This window comes from Salmonella sp. 32020114201800008SM (genome assembly GCF_017572025.1).
GTDB classification, from domain to species: Bacteria; Pseudomonadota; Gammaproteobacteria; order Enterobacterales; family Enterobacteriaceae; genus Salmonella; species Salmonella enterica.
The window spans coordinates 135,917-154,838 of the sequence record NZ_JAGEQM010000008.1 but is presented as its reverse complement, the minus strand read 5'-3'; the positions used below and the strand labels follow the sequence as shown (position 1 = coordinate 154,838).

Here is an 18,922-nt window from a genome sequence, read left to right as displayed (position 1 = left end):
TACTGAATATAAATCAGAATCCCCCTATCATGGACGCAAACCAATGTATGTAAACCCAGGGCATCATGATCCTTCCTCACCTGATTTTAGAGGCGGTGGAAGTAAAACAACGCATTTGCCTCCTGATGCAGAAGAAGTTTATCGAAGAGCTGTACCTTCTGATTCTTCTGGTAATTCGTGGTTTGGCCGAAATAGTGAGGGGGAATTTTATCGTTACCAAGGGAGTAACGGCGAGGTTCACTGGAATGGTAGAGAAAAATCTGATAGAGGGTTGAAAGTTCCAAAATGGATTCGCGATAGATTTAACCAAATGGTTGCTAGGGTTAAAGGATCAGGAGGTAAATGTGGCTAATCTAATTTTTGGAGAACCAAGCCTTTTTTCTATAAATATATCTACTGATGATCGTTTTGCCAGCGTATCTATTTTTTGTGCATCAGAGGAAATTGGTGATAGCAGTGAATATGTATTGCTGAGTACCTTTATTTCACTTATCAAAAACAAGATTGATAATTATGGCTATTCTTTATCTAACGAATTGTTTAATCTAGAGAAAAATGATGTTTTTTCATATGTTGTTGATGGGTTTGAAAAAGCAGAAAGTTGGAGGGAATCTCAACGATTAGAATCCATCTTGATTACATTGAATCTAGCTCCTTGTTTTGATGGTGAAACTTTCATTTTATTATCCACTGATGAATATGATAGAATTATATGGAAAACATTCAATTCGGAAATTATCAGTGAAGCATTCCTTCCTGCTGGATATGTATTAAAACAGTTTGATTTATTGTTTAATAATTTCTCCAATTAATTCAAAAGCCGGGAAGATATTAATATCTTCCCGGCTTTTTATTATTTAACTTTAGTTCAATGCACTAAACAAGCACATCCTTAATCCCCTGTTTAGCCTGATAAAGCTGCTCGCGCAGCTCCTGCACCTCGTTACAGTCCGCCATCAGCACAATACACCCCTGTGAAATCTTCACGGTCACGCCGCGCCCGGTCTTAAATCCCGCTTCCGCTGTAAGTATCCCGCATAATCGAGCCATTCACATTTAGAGATCATCCGACATAATCAATCTGCCAACGCAGGAGATCGCTGTGCGTAAAGCCCGTATTACTGCGCACCAGATCATCGCTGTGATTAGATCAGTCGAATCCGGACGGACTGTTAAAGATGTCTACCGGGAGGCCGGTATTTCTGAAGCCACCAGGGACAACTGGAGGTCTGGATACGGCGGCAGGGATACGCGTGGAATCACAAAAGGCTCCACCGTATTTACTGTCTGCTCAAGCTGAATTTTCGCCGTAAGGGTAAACAACGGCTGCCGGTACGCAATCCCTCGCCACTGGTCACGCCGGAAGCGCTGAACCAGAGCTGGTCTGTGGGCGTCGTTTTCGCACGTTCAATGTTGTTGATGACTGTAATCGTGAAGCGTTGTCGATTGAAATCGATCTGAATCTGCCAGCTCTGCGAGTGGTCCGTGTACTCGACAGGATTACAGCAACCGCGGTTATCCGGCCATGCTGCGTATGGATAAGGGACCGGAATTTATCTCGCTGGCACTGGCTGAATGAGCAAAGAAACATGCAGTAAAGCTGGCGTTTATCCAGCCGGGTAAGCCGAAGAAAAACGTTTTCATCGAGCGTTTTAACCGGACATACCGTACAGAAATACTCAATTCTTATCTGTTCAGAACGCTGAATGAGGTGCGGGAAATTACGGATAAAGGGTTATCAGAATATAACTGCGAACGTCCACATGAATCGCGGAACAATATGATACCGGAGGAATACCGCCAATAACGTTATCTGGCCGGAATCTTAAAAATGCATGGAACTAAAACGGGTCTATTTACGGGGGCACCTGCGATGAATTTCGCTGCACTGAAAAGCGATACCGGATGAGAGCTGCTTCAAATTAATGTGCCATGTTCACGGGGAGGTGGTGCGACGTTTGCATAATCCAGCAAGAACTGAAAGGAAGGGGAGAGCTTTTTCATGCCTGTATAATCAGTCTGGCCTGTGTCAGTCAGCTCTTAGTGTTGAGACTCTCATTGGAGCGCTATAATTGCTTTTCCGTTTCGGAAAACAAGATTTTCCATTAAAGATCTTCCCTGCGAGGAAAAGTTAACTAATAATCTTACCGTCGAGTTAGGAGACGTATGTTTAAATATAAACAATGTTGCAACGATGCCTGATAATTATCCTCTCTTCGAAGATAAGTTTCCCACACCCAGTGTGGTGGGTGTCATTGTAATGTTATCACTTGAATGTAAATGGAAGGTATAATTGCTTTTTGACTAGTATTCTATTCCACCCTGACAACACGATGTTAACATCAACACTGTTTATATTGGCAATAACGCAATTTTTTTCAGATTAAGAGGTGCTCTGATATATAGATTTTTATAACATTACTTATTTGAATTGGTAACAAATACCAATAAGTACAAGCTGTTATTACCAGCCACGGATTTTTCCATACGGTAAGATTTGGTATGGCGTTATGTATTCTGGATGTGCTGGATTATTTTAATTTGGTTTAAAAAAGGTGGTTATTCAAATGAAAAGCATGAAAAAATTGATTATCGCAAGTGCGTTGAGCATGATGGCTGCTAGTTGTTATGCTTCAGTTGTGCCGAACACAGAGCAACAGAAATCAGTGAATGTTAGCTTTGCCGCTCCCGAACATTTAACCATATCGCTTGACCAGATGCCAGGCTTAATGGCTGGGAAGAATGATAATGATATGGATATTGCGAAGCTTACAGTTGATTCTACTTCTATTAAAGAATTCGGGGTCAGGGGGATTTCTGGCTCGATAATGAACAATGCTGGCAGTGCATGGAAAATAACTGGTAAAAATGGTGGCAACCCAATCGTTGTGGGCTTTTCAAGTAATGATGTAGCCAAATCTCATGTCCCGCTAATGTGGAATGGGAGAGAATGGACCACCTTTGATACCAATGTCCCAGTTGATATTGTTGTAATAGCGGGTCAGGATATCTCACCTGATACGTACCCACTGACTGTAGACGTAGTGGGATATCAGCCTTAATAGTAAATAACTATTAGTGTATTGCGCCTTGTTTAAGGCGTAATACACATCAAATTTTTCATTTTTCTTTTACAATTTTTGATATGAAAACAATTAATTTTGTTTTAATGGCGGTAGCTTTGTTCGCCTCTAATTCTATGGTTTCAGTATATGCCGCCAGGCAGCAATTAAATTCAGCCACTAAATCATTCAGCGTGAAGCTGGGAGCTACACGTGTGATTTATCACGCTGGTACACCCGGCGCGACGCTCTCGGTGAGCAACCCGCAGGATTACCCTATTTTGGTTCAGTCTTCAGTCAAAGCAGAAGACAAAAATTCGCCAGCCCCCTTTATGGTGATGCCGCCTCTATTTCGTTTAGAAGCGAACCAGCAGAGTCAACTGCGTATTATCCGTACTGGTGGTGACATGCCAACGGATCGTGAGACTTTACAGTGGGTCTGTATAAAGGCGGTACCACCAGAAAATGAACCGTCGGATACACAGGCTAAGGGCGCGACCCTTGACCTCAATTTGTCCATCAGCACCTGTGACAAGCTGATTTTCCGCCCGGATGCCGTGAAGGGGACGCCGGAAGATGTTGCAGGAAATTTAAGATGGGTGGAGACGGGCAACAAACTTAAGGTAGAGAACCCCACCCCGTTTTACATGAATTTAGCCTCTGTCACAGTAGGGGGAAAGCCCATTACAGGGCTTGAGTATGTCCCCCCCTTTGCTGACAAAACACTAAATATGCCAGGGGGCACTCGTGGTGATGTCGAGTGGAAAATTATTACAGACTTAGGTGGTGAAAGTCATCCGTTCCACTATGTTTTTAAATAAATTCAAGGATTTAGCGGCAGAAAATGAAGTTCAAACAACCTGCCTTGCTACTGTTTATCGCGGGAGTGGTTCACTGCGCAAATGCGCACGCTTACACATTCGATGCATCAATGTTGGGCGATGCAGCGAAAGGGGTTGATATGTCGCTCTTTAACCAGGGGGTACAACAGCCTGGGACTTATCGAGTGGACGTGATGGTGAATGGTAAACGTGTCGACACCCGTGATGTGGTGTTCAAATTGGAAAAGGATGGGCAAGGAACGCCTGTTCTGGCTCCTTGTTTGACGGTCAGTCAGCTTTCACGCTACGGCGTAAAAACGGAAGATTACCCTCAGTTGTGGAAAGCAGCAAAGACCCCAGATGAGTGTGCGGATCTGACCGCCATTCCACAGGCTAAAGCGGTACTGGATATCAATAATCAGCAACTGCAACTGAGTATTCCGCAGTTGGCGTTGCGTACGAAATTTAAGGGGATCGCTCCTGAAGATCTCTGGGATGATGGTATTCCGGCGTTTCTGATGAACTACAGTGCGAGGACAACGCAGACGGATTACAAAATGGATATGGAGAGGCGTGACAACTCTTCCTGGGTACAACTGCAACCGGGAATCAATATAGGTGCGTGGCGTGTCCGCAATGCGACCAGCTGGCAGCGGAGTAGTCAACTGTCGGGGAAGTGGCAGGCAGCATATACCTATGCTGAGCGTGGACTGTACCCACTAAAAAGTCGTCTGACTCTGGGGCAAAAGACTTCGCAGGGGGAGATATTTGATAGTGTGCCATTTACCGGTGTGATGTTGGCATCGGATGACAACATGGTGCCCTACAGTGAGCGGCAGTTTGCTCCGGTAGTGCGTGGGATTGCCCGCACGCAGGCTCGGGTGGAGGTCAAACAGAATGGTTACACCATTTACAACACCACCGTGGCGCCCGGACCGTTTGCACTGCGGGATCTGTCGGTAACAGACAGTAGTGGTGATCTGCATGTCACCGTGTGGGAGGCCGATGGCAGTACACAAATGTTTGTGGTGCCGTATCAGACCCCGGCGATAGCACTGCACCAGGGATATTTGAAGTACAGCCTGTTGGCGGGCCGATACCGATCGTCAGACTCTGCAACGGATAAGGCGCAGATCGCGCAGGCTACGTTGATGTATGGTCTGCCGTGGAATCTCACTGCATACGGCGGTATACAGAGTGCAACGCACTATCAAGCTGCATTGCTTGGTTTGGGGGGATCTCTCGGGCGGTGGGGGAGTTTATCTGTCGATGGAAGCGACACACACAGTCAGCGTCAGGGGGAGGCGGTACAGCAAGGAGCCTCCTGGCGACTGCGTTACAGCAACCAGCTGACTGCGACGGGGACAAATTTTTTTCTGACGAGATGGCAGTATGCCTCGCAGGGCTATAACACCCTATCCGATGTGCTCGACAGTTATCGACATGATGGCAACCGTCTATGGTCGTGGCGGGAAAATTTGCAGCCGAGCTCGCGTACTACCCTGATGTTGAGTCAGTCATGGGGGAGGCATTTGGGCAATCTGAGTTTAACCGGTTCCCGTACCGACTGGCGTAATCGCCCCGGTCATGATGACAGCTACGGACTGAGTTGGGGAACCTCTATCGGAGGGGGCTCGCTGTCATTGAACTGGAATCAAAACAGAACGCTGTGGCGCAATGGCGCGCACCGTAAAGAGAACATAACCAGCCTGTGGTTCAGTATGCCATTAAGCCGCTGGACGGGGAATAATGTAAGTGCTAGTTGGCAGATGACTTCACCATCACACGGTGGTCAGACGCAACAAGTGGGGGTCAACGGAGAGGCATTCAGTCAGCAACTGGATTGGGAGGTGCGTCAGAGTTACCGTGCCGATGCCCCGCCAGGCGGTGGTAATAACAGCGCATTGCACTTGGCATGGAATGGGGATTACGGCCTGTTAGGTGGTGACTATAGCTACAGCCGGGCGATGCGCCAGATGGGAGTCAATATCGCGGGAGGTATAGTTATCCACCATCATGGTGTGACGCTGGGGCAACCTTTGCAAGGCTCAGTGGCGCTGGTTGAAGCGCCAGGGGCCTCGGGGGTGCCAGTTGGCGGCTGGCCTGGCGTTAAGACGGATTTTCGTGGCGACACCACAGTGGGCAACCTGAACGTCTATCAGGAGAATACAGTCAGCCTCGATCCGTCGCGACTACCGGATGACGCAGAGGTCACACAAACCGATGTGCGCGTGGTGCCAACCGAAGGGGCGGTGGTGGAAGCGAAGTTTCACACTCGCATCGGGGCCAGGGCACTGATGACGCTGAAACGGGAAGATGGTAGCGCCATTCCTTTCGGGGCGCAGGTTACAGTCAATGGGCAGGATGGCAGTGCTGCTCTGGTGGATACTGATAGCCAGGTTTATCTCACTGGTTTGGCGGATAAGGGCGAACTGACGGTGAAATGGGGAGCACAGCAATGTCGGGTTAACTACCACCTACCTGCCCACAAGGGAATCGCGGGCTTGTATCAAATGAGCGGTCTCTGCAGATAACCGATTCTGAAGGAGAGAACAATGTGGATGAAAATACAGCGAGTGAAAACGGTTATCTATAGCGTAACCTTACTGGTTGCTGCCAGTAGCTTGATGCCGATAGCGAACGCCGCAGAAAAACTTCAGACAACGCTACGTGTAGGGGCTTACTTTCGGGCCGGGCATGTGCCAGATGGGATGGTGCTTGCGCAAGGCTGGGTGACTTATCACGGCAGCCACAGCGGGTTTCGGGTATGGAGCGATGAGCAAAAGGCGGGTAACACGCCTACCGTATTGCTGCTGAGCGGGCAACAGGATCCTCGCCATCACATTCAGGTTCGCCTGGAGGGCGAGGGATGGCAACCAGATACGGTGAGTGGTCGTGGCGCCATTTTAAGAACCGCTGCAGATAACGCCAGTTTCAGTGTGGTCGTTGATGGCAATCAGGAAGTGCCTGCGGATACCTGGACGCTGGATTTTAAGGCCTGTGCATTGACACACGAGGAGGCGTAGACATCCGTTCCACTCATACTTCCTGTATCAGTGAATAAGGCGAATACTGTATATCAGGCTCGAGGATGTATTGAAAATTTACTCAAGGCAAATATGGTTAGCAATCTTCATTGCAGAAAAATCAATTGCTGATTTATTTTAAAATCTGAAATTCATCTTTTTTTGTAGGGAGAGGAATATTATGTTTCGTAAAATAATTTAACGGACACTGATGCCTTTATTATTTTCTGTTTTGTGGATTTGTTTGATTCACTCTTTTGTGAGCGGGGCTTTATAAGCCCCTGGTATAAGGTTTGTTTATCTGTCAGGTATTCATATGTGATATTTAAGATTTTATGTTTAGAGGGCTTTTTCTTGTCCCCTCAGGCGTAAAAATAATTTATTTTTTATATAAAGGAATAAAGCATATGTCTTATGCACGACATTTACCGGTATTAATGTATCACCATGTCAGTGATAAACCCGGACAGATAACCTTATCTCCCCGTACGTTCCGGGCGCAGATGAAATGGCTGGCTGAATCTGGCTGGAAAACCGTTACCGCTGCAGAGGTGGAAGCTTTTTATCATGGTGCAAGATTGCCTCGTAAAAGCGTCATGCTGACCTTTGATGGCGGCTGGCTGGATAACTGGTTGCAGGTTTTTCCGGTGCTGCAGGAGTTTAATCTGCATGCGCATCTCTTTCTTGTGACCAGTTTGATCAGTGACGGACCGGTCCGTATTCCTGCAGGCGAACCGGTGTACTCTCATGATGAGTGTCAGATGCTGGTTAAACAAGGCCGGGCTGATGAGGTCATGCTGCGCTGGTCAGAGGTCCGGGAGATGCACCTCAGTGGCCTTGTTGAGTTTCACTCGCACACGCACACCCACCGACGCTGGGACCAGAAACCTGTGTCCCGTAATCCGTCGGATTTGCTTCGTGTCGATATTATTCTTAGTCGTAAGCGGATGAGGGAGATGCTGGGTTACTGCAGTCAGCATCTGTGCTGGCCTGAGGGCTGGTATTGTTCTGACTATATTCATGTGGCTGAAGAGCTGGGGTTCACATACCTGTATACCACAGAAAGGCGTATGAACAATCCAGTCATTGGTTCACAGCGTATTGGTCGTATCAACACAAAAGAGCGAAAGAATGTGGGCTGGCTGAAACGTCGTCTGTTTTATCACACCACGCCCGGATTTTCTTCGCTGCTGGCCCGGCATAAGGGGGCACGTCGGATAGCTGACTGAGCCGGAGACCAGGATGAAAGTGCTGCATACCGAATCCTCCCCCATCATCGGCGGGCAGGGGTTGTAGGCTATATCCCAAATGATGGTGCTGATTTTGAGCAGAAATAAGATAACACCGGAGGCCGTGATAGACCCGGTTGCGCAGAATCTGGAGGCAGCAGGTCACTGGCGCAGGGCTTCTACCCGCTGGCTTTTGGTCATGGGAGATTTTGAATGTACAGAGGCCCAGCGGGAGTGGTTGTTGTTGCGCCGGAATTATTGCCTTGCGCAGATATCTTCCCCTGGCGCCAGTAAAGCTGGATATCAGCGACGTGACGAAATGAGAGGAGCCTGCACATAGGTTTATGTTTTGAGTAAGCGTCTTATTTAAACCGTCTGTTCTGTTTCCTCCACTTTCACAAATAATGTCGAACCGGGTGGGGGGGACTTAAGTAAGAATAATCTGGCGATGTTTTGCTTGTTTCCACGGGATACTTTGTTAGGTGAACGATGCAATTAATGCGCTCCAGACTGCGTCACAGAAAAGGAGAATGCCTTTGCAGAACGGGCGCATGACAATGAACCACTTTATTATTGGTATCTGGTTCGGCGACAACCTTGACGATCACTTCTGAGATAGGGTATTTACACTGAGTGGTAAACAGGTTCAATTAGTAACCGGAGATGGATGCAAAATCATGATCGATTCAGATGCTATTTTGCAGCCAATAGATTTTTTATTAAGATGATATCAAGGACATTGAGGCACACAATGACGCATCAGTAAGTCGTTGATAGCTCATTTGATATAAGAATTTCTTTTATCAACGGAAGATAATGATGGAACTGATCAATAATCGTGGTATGCGAGACTGGATGATATTTATTAAAGTGGCGGAAGTAGGAAATCTTTCCCGGGCTGCGCGGGAATTAGATATTAGCATTTCTGCTGTCAGTAAATCGCTTAGCCGCCTTGAGAATTCTATTGAGGTTACTTTACTTCGGCGCGATTCACATCACTTAGAACTGACTGGAGCTGGTCAGACAGCCTATGCAAGCATGAAAAGGATAACATCTTCCTTTCAGTCCTTGCTGGATGAATTGCGAAATCCGGATAAAATTATCAGAGGGAGTATAAAATTTTCGGCTCCGGCTATTGTCTGTGAGTTTCTTGCCAATAAGTGGATATGGGAATTTACAGCTAGCTATCCGGATACAAAAATCTACCTGGATTCACGAGAGCGTAGCGATTTTTTTAGTAAATCCCTGGAGTTTGATGAGCTGGTTTTTAAAAGTGGCATAATCGAAAGTGAGGATCTCGTGTATCGAAAGATAAGCCCTTTAAAGTTGGTTCTTTGTGCGAGTCCGAAATATATCAGAAAATATGGCAGGATCTCACATCCTGGCGATTTGGAAAATCACATTATTGTGGGTCTTCACAACCATGGTCTTTCCGGACCTCTTACTCTTTTCCGTCAAGATGAATCATACACTATTAGTGGCGCTGTTAATGTTCATTTATCTTCCAATAATCTTTTGAGTGTTCTTAATTTGGTTTTAGAAGGAAAGGGTATCAACCTCATGACTCCGGCCTGGCTTGCCACCAAATACTTAAAAAATAATGAACTTGAAATTATACTTCCTGAATGGAGGGTTCCAGATCTCCCCATTTATCTTGTATGGCGTCATCGTCAGTATTATTCTCCTTTATTTCAACGCTTTCTGTCTTTTATTGAAGATAAATGGAATAATCGCCCACAAATTGATTTTCTGAATGATGATTAACCCGTTTGGAATGGTTTTGACACGTTCCTGACTTAAACCCACATGATGATGACTGAATTGAGGCATCGAGATATGCGACTGGTCAGCCAGTCGTCTTTTGACGATGCCCAATACAAAACATGATGCCGACTGACGGAAATGATAATACCCGGAAACAGGACGGGACTGTTTTTGGGCAGCCGGAAGTTAAGCCCATACCAGAAACGTTGCAGTGTACTGAAAAATGGCGCCAGGTTGCACTGTAAGTATCCTGCATAATCGAGCCATTCACATTTAGAGATCATCCGACATAATCAATCTGCCAACGCAGGAGATCGCTGTGCGTAAAGCCCGTATTACTGCGCACCAGATCATCGCTGTGATTAGATCAGTCGAATCCGGACGGACTGTTAAAGATGTCTACCGGGAGGCCGGTATTTCTGAAGCCACCAGGGACAACTGGAAGTCTGGATACGGCGGCATGGAAGCTTCTGATATTAAATCTTGAGGATGTCAACGCCAGGATTTATGGTCGTTTTTCGCTATTTTTAATATCCGCTGTTTGATCACTTCTGCTGTCCGCTTTCCGCCATTTCATCTTCACTGATTGGCGTTGCGCTTTTGGTCAGCGCCCCGACTTTGCGTTTTTCCTTCAGTTGGTAACTTTCTCCTTTGATATTCAGTGTGGTTGAGTGATGCAGTAGCCGATCCAGGATCGCTGTTGCCAGCACGTTATCACCGAACATCTCTCCCCAGTCTGCGAAGCCTTTGTTTGACGTCAGGATAATGCTCGCTTTTTCATACCGTCGGTTCAGCAGTCGGAAGAACAGACTGGCTTCCTCACTGGTCATTGGCAGGTAACCTATTTCGTCCAGGATCAGCCCCCGCGCATAGCTCAGTTGTTGTAGCTGGCGCTCCAGGCGGTTTTCCAGCTTCGCTTTCATCAGCGTCTACCAACCTGTCCTGCGGCATGAACAACACCCGATGGCCCACATCTGCCGCTTTCACACCGGGGGCAGCGGCCAGGTGGGTTTTCTCCACTCCGGGGGCCCCAGCAGGATCACATTCTCGCAGCGCTCCACGAACGCCAGACCGGCCAACTCCCGGACGACCTTACGATCGATGCCTGGCTGGAAGCTGAAGTCGAACTGCTCCAGCGTTTTGACTCATGGCAGACGAGCCTGTTTCAGCCGGGATTCCATTCCGCGCTGATGTCTGCCGTTCTATTCCTGCTGCAGCGCCATGCACAGGAATGTCGACTTATTTTGGGCTGACAGAGGCATTGGTCGTTAAGACTTGTATATTCATGTTGCTTACTCGCACAAAAGGGGGAAAGGAACCGTAAACAACATTGACAGGTAAAGGACTGGCATCAATTTGAATGGTGTTTTTTTATAACATTATGTTTTAAAAGGTGAATTGTATTTTCATGGTGAATTGTTCTGTTTTATATTGTTGTTTATGGAATATTTAACCAATATTTCATCTAAAAATAGTGTATTATATTGATTACACTTTGCTGGAGAGGTGTAAACATCAAGCGTAACCATATGATGTATATAAGTTTTTGTTTGCTGATATCATATTTTTAACAGATATTGAGCAAGTAAATCTGATCTAACTGTAACTTTAGTTTTCTAAATTAATTACTTTGCTTACTTTTTTTTACCTGGTTTTGTAAAACCTCATGATAATCAGTCTATTTGTGGCTTTGTTTAAGGTTTATTTGGTTTTGTAGTCTGAATTGTATCTCCCTCCTGGAGGGCTTTCTTTAGATTCTCTGTCTCCTACGTTGTTATGTTACGTATTTGTTGCTTTGAAGGGGGGGGGTACAGTTCCATTTATCTGAGTAAGTCAGGTACACAGTAACAACTTTCTTATGAAGAATTTCCAAAATTTTTACTGCTGCGTTATTAATTGTTCAGCGATTCTTACAGATCTGTCGTTCGCTTTTGGTGAATGAAATCCGTGGACTTTTATTTACTAATTTTTTCTTTCCTGAAAAAAACAGAGGTATTGAGCGAAAAATTTTATTCCGTATGATGCCCTCCACACAAAATGTATTAACACTGAATCGTAATTTGCTTCTTTATGCTGATAACTTTCTGTCTATGCTAATACTAAAATTTAGATGACTTTTATACGGTAAAATCTGGTATGAATTTTAAAGATACTCTTCCCGGGGTGTTTCTCTGTGTCGCTATGTTTGCATGTGGTCATGCCAGGGCGAATATGCTCGTTTATCCCATGGCGGCAGAAATTAATAGTAGCCGCGAAGAGGCCACCTCGCTGTTCGTCTATTCTAAATCAGATCATGTGCAATATATTCGAACAAGAATCATGCGTATTGAACACCCCGGTATGCCACAGGAGAAGGAGGTACCAGCAGGGAATGATATAGAGACAGGACTTGTTGTCTCCCCGGAGAAATTTGCTCTTTCCCCGGGAACAAAAAAAACAATACGTGTTATCAGTACTCAGGCACCGGAAAGAGAGGAAGCCTGGCGGGTATATTTCGAGGCTGTTCCTGAACTGGAAGATGATCCACAGGCAGGCGGAAAGCAAAATTCATCCGTAAGTGTGAATCTTGTCTGGGGGGTGTTGCTGCGTGTTTCTCCGTCAGACCCCAGGCCTGCGCTGGTAACGGACGGTCACCACCTGCTGAATACGGGAAACACACGGCTTTCTCTTATTCGGGCTGGCAACTGCGACACCACATGCCATTGGCAGAATATAGGCAAAAGTATTTATCCCGGCGGGAGTGCTGATATTCCGGCCGGAATAAAAAGTAATGCATTTCGTGTGGAATATCGTACGGGTGCAAATTCACCGGTAATCTCTGCTGATTTAACAGCAGCCGGAAAGTAAAAACACACGGAGCGTACGCTATACCCTACATTTATTCTCAGGGGGAGCGGATGTATACCGAGTGTACATATATCACTGTAATAAACAACAAAGCAAGGTTATTTTTTATGAACATGAAAACATCTTTTATTGCCGCAGCTGTGGCATTGGCCACCGTTTATTCTTTTTCTGTTTCTGCGGTTCAGAAGGATATTACCGTCACTGCCAATATTGACAGTACACTTGAACTGCTGCAGGCCGATGGTTCATCCCTCCCGTCGACTATGAAGCTGGATTTCATGCCGGGTAAGGGCCTGGTCCATAAATCACTCCAGACCCGCCTTTACAGCAACGATCAGACCAAGTCGGTTAATGTAAAACTGTTGAATGCTCCACAACTTATCAACGTCCTGGATCCCACCAAAACCATTGATATGGAAGTGACTCTGGGAGGACGGTCACTGACCACCACCAATTCTGTACTGGAAGCTAAAACCCTGTTCCCGGACGGAAAAACTGGCGATGCTTCAGCTCTGCTGAACCTGGATATTGGTCAGAAGGCTGGAGCAGCCTTACAAAACCTGCCTGCCGGTGAATACAGCGGATTGGTCAGTCTGGTGATTTCACAGGCTGTCACTGCCGGCTAATAACCGGTTATTAGCTCTTCATCTGATCCGGTTTTGGGGTGTCACCGTTCGTACCTGAACCGGATCCGGTATTGATCTTATTATTCATTGCAATTCAGGTCTCTTTACGTGAGTCGTTATTTCTGGATGTATTATTTACTGGGATTGTGCAGTTTTACCAGCCAGGCAACTCTTATTCCCCCTCCTGGATTTGAATCTCTGCTGGAAGGACAGACTGAGCAAATTGAAGTGTTGCTACCAGGGCATTCACTGGGATTATTTCCGGTGGTGGTTAAACCGGACACCGTGCAGTTCATGTCCCCATTGATGGTACTTGAAAGCAGTGGGCTTGCCGCGTTGCCGGCCGCAGAACGGCAAAAAGCGCTGGCTGCACTCAGCCGTCCGTTGCTACGTAACAGCAATCTGGTCTGTGGTGTCTCAGAAGCAAAAGACAGCAGCGAGTGTGGTTACGTGGCAACAGATAAAGAGGATGTTGCGGTTATTTTTGATGAGAACAACGCTCAGTTATCTTTGTTTCTTAACCGGGACTGGTTGCCGGATGAAGAACGACGTGATAAACGCTGGCTGACTCCGACCCTGGAGGGTGTCAGCGCATTTATTCACCGCCAGACGCTGTATCTGAGTGATGATCTCCACAGTCGTAATATGACACTGAATGGTAGCGGTGCCCTGGGGCTTGGTGACGGTCGTTATCTGGGAGGCAACTGGGCGGCTATCTGGAATCAGTCAGAACATTACAATAACAGTCAGGCCTGGTTTGACAATCTGTTTGTCCGTCAGGATCTCGGCAATCAGTATTATCTCCAGGCTGGTCGGATGGATCAGCGGAATCTGTCCAGCGCCACGGGGGGGGATTTTGGGTTCAGTCTGCTTCCCCTGAGCCGGTTTGATGGATTACGAACCGGGACCACCCAAGCTTATGTTAACCATGAGGTGGACCAGAATGCCACTCCGGTTATGGTTCAGGTTACCCGAAATGCCCGTATTGATATTTATCGTGGCAGCGAGTTGCTGGGGAGTCAGCTCCTGACCCCGGGAATGCATACCCTGGATACTCATTCTCTTCCACCGGGAAGCTATCCTCTGGCGTTGAGGGTGTATGAGGATGGGATTCTGCGGCGAACGGAGACCCAGCCCTTCAGTAAGGGGGGCAATAGCTTCAGTGCACAGACCCAGTGGTTTATTCAGGGCGGGCTGGAAGATACCGGGGATAAAGCCAGCCATTATGACGGTGAGACTGTCATGGCTGCCGGATTCCGAACTGGGCTGCGGAAAAATATCAGTCTGACCGAAGGTATCTCTCTGGCACATGAGGCCTGGTACAGTGAAACCCGACTGAATTCACAGCATGCAGTGCTGGATGGCACGCTGGACCTTTCTGCCGGGATACTGCATGGGACAGACAGCACGAGCGGTAACACTGAGCAGGTGACATACAACGACGGATTTTCCGCGAGTCTGTGGCGTAACCATACGGAAAGTGATGCCTGTAGTGGTCGTCATCCACAGTCAGTGCATGCCAGTATGACCTGCCAGACTTCGATGAACGCCTCCCTGTCGGTTCCGGTGGGGAACTGGTATGCCCTACTGGGATACAGTACCAGCAGGACAGAAGGTCGGCCGGTTTACCGGGGATATGATGATAACAGTGACAAAGAAAATGTGTTCTGGCGACAGGCATACATCCCTGCCTCTCACCGCGAATCTGCTCAGGCTAGTGCAACGTACAGCCTTAATATGGCTGGCATGAATATTAATACCCATGGGGGAGTATGGCGAACCCGAAATGACGGAGTGAATGATGATGGCTTGTTTATGAGTGTCAGTGTGTCATATGCCTCTCAACCACCGACAATGACTGGCAGTAATGGGTATACCTCAGCCGGGACCGATATTCACAGTAGCCGGAATCAAAAAACACAGACGTCCTGGAATGTGAACCATGTGAGATCCTGGCAGCAGGATCTGTATCGTGAACTGTCGGTGGGTTTCTCCGGTTATAACGACGACAGCTGGAGCGGGAGTCTCGGCGGACGCATGAGCGGCCGTATGGGTGAACTGAGCGCCACTATCAGTAACTCCCATCAACGTAATGCGGGCAGCGCCAGTTCACTCACCGCTGGCTACAGCTCGTCTCTGGCGTTATCCCGTAATGGACTGTTCTGGGGAGGTGGTCAGGACGGTGAACCGGCCTCTGGCATGGCGGTGAACGTGGAGTCAGAGGGGGACGAGGGCAGTAGCGGGAAAGTAGTCAGCGTTCGTGGCAGCAGCCAGCCGTTCAGTCTCGGTTTTGGTCAGCAGTCGCTGTTGCTGATGGAAGGCTATAACGCCACGGAGGTGACCATTGAGGATGCAGGGGTTAGTTCACAGGGGATGGCAGGCGTAAAAGCGGGAGGGGGAAGCAGGCGTTACTTCCTGACACCCGGGCATCTGCTGGTTCACAACATCAGCGCCAGTATGAGCCGACTGTACGTTGGCCGCGTACTGGACAAGGATGGCAGACCGCTGCTGGACGCACAGCCACTGAACCATCCATTTTCGTCGCTGGGACCTTCCGGGCGATTTAGCCTGCAGAGCGAGCATAAAGAATCCAGCCTGTGGCTGCTGTCAAAAAACAGGATCCTGCGTTGTCCGCTGTCAGTACGTAAACGGCGGGATGTTATGCTGGTAGTGGGTGATGTGCGATGTGAATTAAGTGGCGTGGATGCCCTGCCACAGGCGTTGCAAATATCGCCGCGGGTCATCCGTTTGCTGAACGTGGCAGGTTTGCTGCGCCATTCCGTTCAGGACGCCTGACGTAGAGATAAAGGCGATTACTATGAAGAATAAAATGAAGTGGACAAAGATAAACCATTATTTACATCCGAAAATTTGTTCGGCCTGCGCAATCTTGCTGATGGCTGGCGCTACACTGCCACAAGTCGCCGATGCGGAGACTACCTACGACCGGACCAGCACCGTCGACCTGAATTACGACAGGAGTAATGTACTAGGCTTTGAACGCATGTTTGAGCAGCATATAAATACGAATTATCTAGGATGGGTATGTAGATCCAATAGTAATGAAAACGAGGGGGCGTGTGACGATACAAATCTGATATGGGATAAACGGGGGGTAACAAAGATTCGTCTGCGTTTCAGAGAACAAATCAGTCATGCTGAAACTACGCTCATACTGGACGCTCGTGCTGGAGGAGCATGTGGATATTTTACTATTAATGGAGCCTGTACTTGTGTATATCCATATAACTACGTAACGGCCGGTATTTCCGCCGAAGAGCTAGCGAAAATACCGAAAGCCGGTATATGGAAAGCAACGTTGGTCTTGGATGTACATAGATGGCTAGACGGAAAAGTTGGTGTCGGGACTGTAGATATCACGCTGAATGTAACAGACCACTTTGCTGAAAATGCGGCTATTTACTTTCCGCAGTTTGGTACAGCAACGCCTCGTGTTGACCTGAATCTTCACCGGCTGAATGCCTCACAAATGTCGGGCAGGGCTAACCTGGATATGTGTCTGTATGACGGAGGTATGAAAGCCCGTTCATTACAGATGAAGATAGAAGGAAGCAATAAGTCAGGTACGGGATTTCAGGTTATAAAGAGCGATTCTGCTGATACGATTGATTATGCGGTCAGTATGAATTATGGGGGACGAAATATTCCTGTCACCCGTGGCGTGGAGTTCAGTCTGGATAACGTGGATAAAGCAGCAACGCGTCCGGTGGTACTTCCCGGGCAACGGCAGGCGGTACGTTGTGTGCCAGTGCCCCTTACCCTGACAACACAACCCTTTAACATCAGAGAGAAGCGTTCTGGTGAGTATCAGGGAACGCTGACAGTGACAATGCTGATGGGAACACAAACCCCCTGACAGTAATTATTTATTTTATTGATATCTTTCTTATATGGTTTTTTAAATCAGAGTTCTCTTTATATACTTGTTTTATTTAATAAAGAGAATCTATTCACTTATGAAAATCAATGCGTGAGGTTCTGCTTTCCTATGACTGAGTATTTAGATGATAAAGATAAAGAATTATTGAAAGAAATCCAAAAAGATTGTGCACAAACTTTATGGCAACTTGCATATAAAGTGGGACTTACGCCCACACCATGTTTCAAACGTTTAAAAAAACTTAAAGACAGGGGGGTTATCATTGGTCAGTTCGCTTTATTGGATAAAGAAAAACTAGGTCTTTCACTTAATGTCTTTATTATGATTAACATATCTGAGGAGCAATACGCTAGTATTTCTGAGAAAATAAAGTCAATGCCTGAGGTTATTGCCTTTTATCGAATTTCTGGATCATTTAATTATTTAATGCATACAGTATTTACAGATATGAACGATTACTATAGTTTTTATGAGAAAATAATATTAACTAATTCTTCAATTAGTGGATCTGCATCGAGCTTTGTTCTTGAGCAAATAAAGGAAACAAACGAACTGCCAGTGTGAAAGTGTGATGTGTACTTACTGATTTAATACATTATTATCCTTCTTACGGAACAACAACGGCAGATTGCGGCTGTTGAACAAGGATTTTAATCAGCAGTGGTGAAATTAAGCGGCACAGAATAACACAGCGGAATATCACATGGTTAAATATCACCCCGTGCATGTAACAAAAAACCGCATTAAAACAGATGATGTTACTGATATTTATTTCGTTGAACCCTTCTGGAAAGAAGGCGAAAACCACATAATTGAGTCATTGATGTTTTTTGAAGAGTTACAAAAGTCATTTAATTTATTCAACCATAAATATGGGTTAAATAAATATATACTCAGGATCCCCTGGGAATTTGTGCTCATACATATGGAAAGGATCAGTAAATTAAATAGCGTCGGGTTATTTGCTGTTTCTGTTGACTTTAATAACAACCACAAATTTCTGAGCGAGTACATCAGGAGTCGCAGAGATTATGGTATGGAAGTTTGGTTTGATTTTTGTGGTAAACATTCTTATTCCAGTGAAATTAAAAACCTTGGGTTCTTTTTTCAGGCTTGCGTAGTGCCTCGTGATCCTAATTTTATTAGTAGTGTTTATCATTATCATAAGTTCCAAAAGATTCTTGTCGGGGATATAAATGATGTAGAACAGAGGGCCGTGTACCAGAACGAAGTTGATTACATGTATGGAATGCAATGGCCATCGTCATATGACGGTTTTTTCTTTCGGGATCCTAAAAAAAATGAAACTTGGTGTATATAACAGAAGGAGTGAAAATTTGAATCAAAAATATCTTATTTATTTTTTGTTTAATTATTGTTTTGTTTTTTATTACGATTAAATATAAAGAACATCATTGTTCGTGCGGTGGGGAGGCTGGAAGTTTAGGGTATGACCGTTTATCAACAATTTTATTACAGCCACCATACGAATGGTTTATATATGCACTAGATGTATTATTTTAGTTTAATATATCGATGGTTGCTATTTGCATTGATGATGTTCCGTTACATTAAGGAATATGCATCTGTATCTCGTTATACGCACACTCACATTACTAATCATTATTAATATGAGTGTGGTTCTT

Annotated in this window: 15 protein-coding genes and 5 pseudogenes; 18 read left to right on the top strand and 2 right to left on the bottom strand. The window is 46.2% G+C overall.

The annotated features are described in order from the left end of the window. The first annotated feature begins 43 nt into the window (after window positions 1-43). Window positions 44-352 (top strand): hypothetical protein, encoded by a 309-nt coding sequence (locus J4613_RS22765; protein ID WP_165488057.1) that lies wholly within the window; start codon window positions 44-46, stop codon window positions 350-352. After that, window positions 345-812: an immunity 42 family protein gene (locus J4613_RS19760; RefSeq protein ID WP_023240117.1), complete on the top strand. Its 468-nt coding sequence runs from the start codon at window positions 345-347 to the stop codon at window positions 810-812. The genes J4613_RS22765 and J4613_RS19760 overlap by 8 nt, the downstream gene beginning before the upstream one ends. Before the next feature lie 64 nt (window positions 813-876). Here the strand turns inward: J4613_RS19760 and J4613_RS19755 are convergent, their stop codons facing one another. Then, on the bottom strand, window positions 877-1,050 hold the full coding sequence (locus tag J4613_RS19755) for a hypothetical protein (protein WP_001531381.1): 174 nt from the start codon (window positions 1,048-1,050) through the stop codon (window positions 877-879). A gap of 52 nt (window positions 1,051-1,102) precedes the next feature. Here J4613_RS19755 and J4613_RS19750 point away from each other — a divergent pair. The 10 genes and pseudogenes from J4613_RS19750 to J4613_RS19705 all read left to right on the top strand — a co-directional run. Further along, window positions 1,103-1,807: pseudogene (locus J4613_RS19750) on the top strand (integrase core domain-containing protein). A gap of 760 nt (window positions 1,808-2,567) precedes the next feature. Further along, window positions 2,568-3,062, top strand: coding sequence for a pilus assembly protein (locus tag J4613_RS19745; protein ID WP_111742440.1), 495 nt, complete (start codon window positions 2,568-2,570; stop codon window positions 3,060-3,062). A gap of 83 nt (window positions 3,063-3,145) precedes the next feature. Continuing rightward, complete coding sequence (safB, locus tag J4613_RS19740; RefSeq protein WP_024135809.1) at window positions 3,146-3,883, top strand: pili assembly chaperone SafB; 738 nt, start codon at window positions 3,146-3,148, stop codon at window positions 3,881-3,883. Window positions 3,884-3,906: 23 nt separating this feature from the next. Further along, a complete protein-coding gene (locus tag J4613_RS19735; RefSeq protein WP_111742439.1) occupies window positions 3,907-6,417 on the top strand; it encodes a fimbrial biogenesis outer membrane usher protein in 2,511 nt (836 codons plus the stop codon). Between the two features lie 21 nt (window positions 6,418-6,438). Beyond that, window positions 6,439-6,909, top strand: a complete 471-nt coding sequence (gene afaD / locus J4613_RS19730) for an AfaD family invasin (RefSeq protein WP_000266946.1) — start codon at window positions 6,439-6,441, stop codon at window positions 6,907-6,909. Window positions 6,910-7,316: 407 nt separating this feature from the next. Beyond that, the gene (locus tag J4613_RS19725; RefSeq protein ID WP_111742438.1) at window positions 7,317-8,138 is read left to right on the top strand and encodes a polysaccharide deacetylase family protein; all 822 of its coding nucleotides are present in this window, start codon (window positions 7,317-7,319) and stop codon (window positions 8,136-8,138) included. An 82-nt stretch (window positions 8,139-8,220) separates the two neighbouring features. Beyond that, window positions 8,221-8,461 (top strand): annotated as a pseudogene (locus J4613_RS19720) (PerC family transcriptional regulator). A 493-nt stretch (window positions 8,462-8,954) separates the two neighbouring features. Beyond that, complete coding sequence (locus J4613_RS19715; protein WP_000970302.1) at window positions 8,955-9,902, top strand: LysR family transcriptional regulator; 948 nt, start codon at window positions 8,955-8,957, stop codon at window positions 9,900-9,902. 119 nt (window positions 9,903-10,021) lie between these two features. Next, window positions 10,022-10,141 (top strand): annotated as a pseudogene (locus tag J4613_RS19710) (hypothetical protein); the annotation flags it as partial. A gap of 80 nt (window positions 10,142-10,221) precedes the next feature. After that, window positions 10,222-10,408 (top strand): annotated as a pseudogene (locus tag J4613_RS19705) (transposase); the annotation flags it as partial. A gap of 39 nt (window positions 10,409-10,447) precedes the next feature. On the opposite strand, the pseudogene J4613_RS19700 reads toward J4613_RS19705, so the two are convergent. Beyond that, a pseudogene (locus J4613_RS19700) lies at window positions 10,448-11,005 on the bottom strand (ATP-binding protein). A 1,033-nt stretch (window positions 11,006-12,038) separates the two neighbouring features. Here J4613_RS19700 and tcfA point away from each other — a divergent pair. The 6 genes from tcfA (at window position 12,039) to tioA (ending at window position 18,597) form a co-directional block, all read left to right on the top strand. Beyond that, complete coding sequence (gene tcfA / locus J4613_RS19695; RefSeq protein WP_001009503.1) at window positions 12,039-12,749, top strand: fimbrial chaperone TcfA; 711 nt, start codon at window positions 12,039-12,041, stop codon at window positions 12,747-12,749. 50 nt (window positions 12,750-12,799) lie between these two features. Further along, the gene (gene tcfB / locus J4613_RS19690; RefSeq protein WP_000287810.1) at window positions 12,800-13,375 is read left to right on the top strand and encodes a fimbrial protein TcfB; all 576 of its coding nucleotides are present in this window, start codon (window positions 12,800-12,802) and stop codon (window positions 13,373-13,375) included. A gap of 108 nt (window positions 13,376-13,483) precedes the next feature. Further along, window positions 13,484-16,171 (top strand): fimbrial outer membrane usher protein TcfC, encoded by a 2,688-nt coding sequence (gene tcfC, locus J4613_RS19685; protein ID WP_058115715.1) that lies wholly within the window; start codon window positions 13,484-13,486, stop codon window positions 16,169-16,171. 34 nt (window positions 16,172-16,205) lie between these two features. Beyond that, window positions 16,206-17,252 (top strand): CfaE/CblD family pilus tip adhesin, encoded by a 1,047-nt coding sequence (locus J4613_RS19680; protein WP_223228889.1) that lies wholly within the window; start codon window positions 16,206-16,208, stop codon window positions 17,250-17,252. Window positions 17,253-17,384: 132 nt separating this feature from the next. Further along, the gene (locus tag J4613_RS19675) at window positions 17,385-17,840 is read left to right on the top strand and encodes an Lrp/AsnC family transcriptional regulator (RefSeq protein ID WP_000141547.1); all 456 of its coding nucleotides are present in this window, start codon (window positions 17,385-17,387) and stop codon (window positions 17,838-17,840) included. 139 nt (window positions 17,841-17,979) lie between these two features. Next, window positions 17,980-18,597, top strand: a complete 618-nt coding sequence (tioA, locus tag J4613_RS19670) for a protein TioA (RefSeq protein WP_023226793.1) — start codon at window positions 17,980-17,982, stop codon at window positions 18,595-18,597. Window positions 18,598-18,922: the final 325 nt, after the last annotated feature.

What these genes read in the sequence shown, in the direction of transcription:
- J4613_RS19725 (WP_111742438.1), top strand. Translation starts at nt 7,317, where the DNA reads ATGTCTTATGCACGACATTTACCGGTATTAATGTATCACCATGTCAGT.
- tioA (WP_023226793.1), top strand. Translation starts at nt 17,980, where the DNA reads ATGGTTAAATATCACCCCGTGCATGTAACAAAAAACCGCATTAAAACA.
- J4613_RS19675 (WP_000141547.1), top strand. Translation starts at nt 17,385, where the DNA reads ATGACTGAGTATTTAGATGATAAAGATAAAGAATTATTGAAAGAAATC.
- safB (WP_024135809.1), top strand. Translation starts at nt 3,146, where the DNA reads ATGAAAACAATTAATTTTGTTTTAATGGCGGTAGCTTTGTTCGCCTCT.
- J4613_RS22765 (WP_165488057.1), top strand. Translation starts at nt 44, where the DNA reads ATGTATGTAAACCCAGGGCATCATGATCCTTCCTCACCTGATTTTAGA.
- J4613_RS19680 (WP_223228889.1), top strand. Translation starts at nt 16,206, where the DNA reads ATGAAGTGGACAAAGATAAACCATTATTTACATCCGAAAATTTGTTCG.
- J4613_RS19715 (WP_000970302.1), top strand. Translation starts at nt 8,955, where the DNA reads ATGATGGAACTGATCAATAATCGTGGTATGCGAGACTGGATGATATTT.
- J4613_RS19745 (WP_111742440.1), top strand. Translation starts at nt 2,568, where the DNA reads ATGAAAAGCATGAAAAAATTGATTATCGCAAGTGCGTTGAGCATGATG.
- J4613_RS19735 (WP_111742439.1), top strand. Translation starts at nt 3,907, where the DNA reads ATGAAGTTCAAACAACCTGCCTTGCTACTGTTTATCGCGGGAGTGGTT.
- tcfB (WP_000287810.1), top strand. Translation starts at nt 12,800, where the DNA reads ATGTATACCGAGTGTACATATATCACTGTAATAAACAACAAAGCAAGG.
- tcfA (WP_001009503.1), top strand. Translation starts at nt 12,039, where the DNA reads ATGAATTTTAAAGATACTCTTCCCGGGGTGTTTCTCTGTGTCGCTATG.
- afaD (WP_000266946.1), top strand. Translation starts at nt 6,439, where the DNA reads ATGTGGATGAAAATACAGCGAGTGAAAACGGTTATCTATAGCGTAACC.
- J4613_RS19755 (WP_001531381.1), bottom strand. Translation starts at nt 1,050, where the DNA reads ATGGCTCGATTATGCGGGATACTTACAGCGGAAGCGGGATTTAAGACC.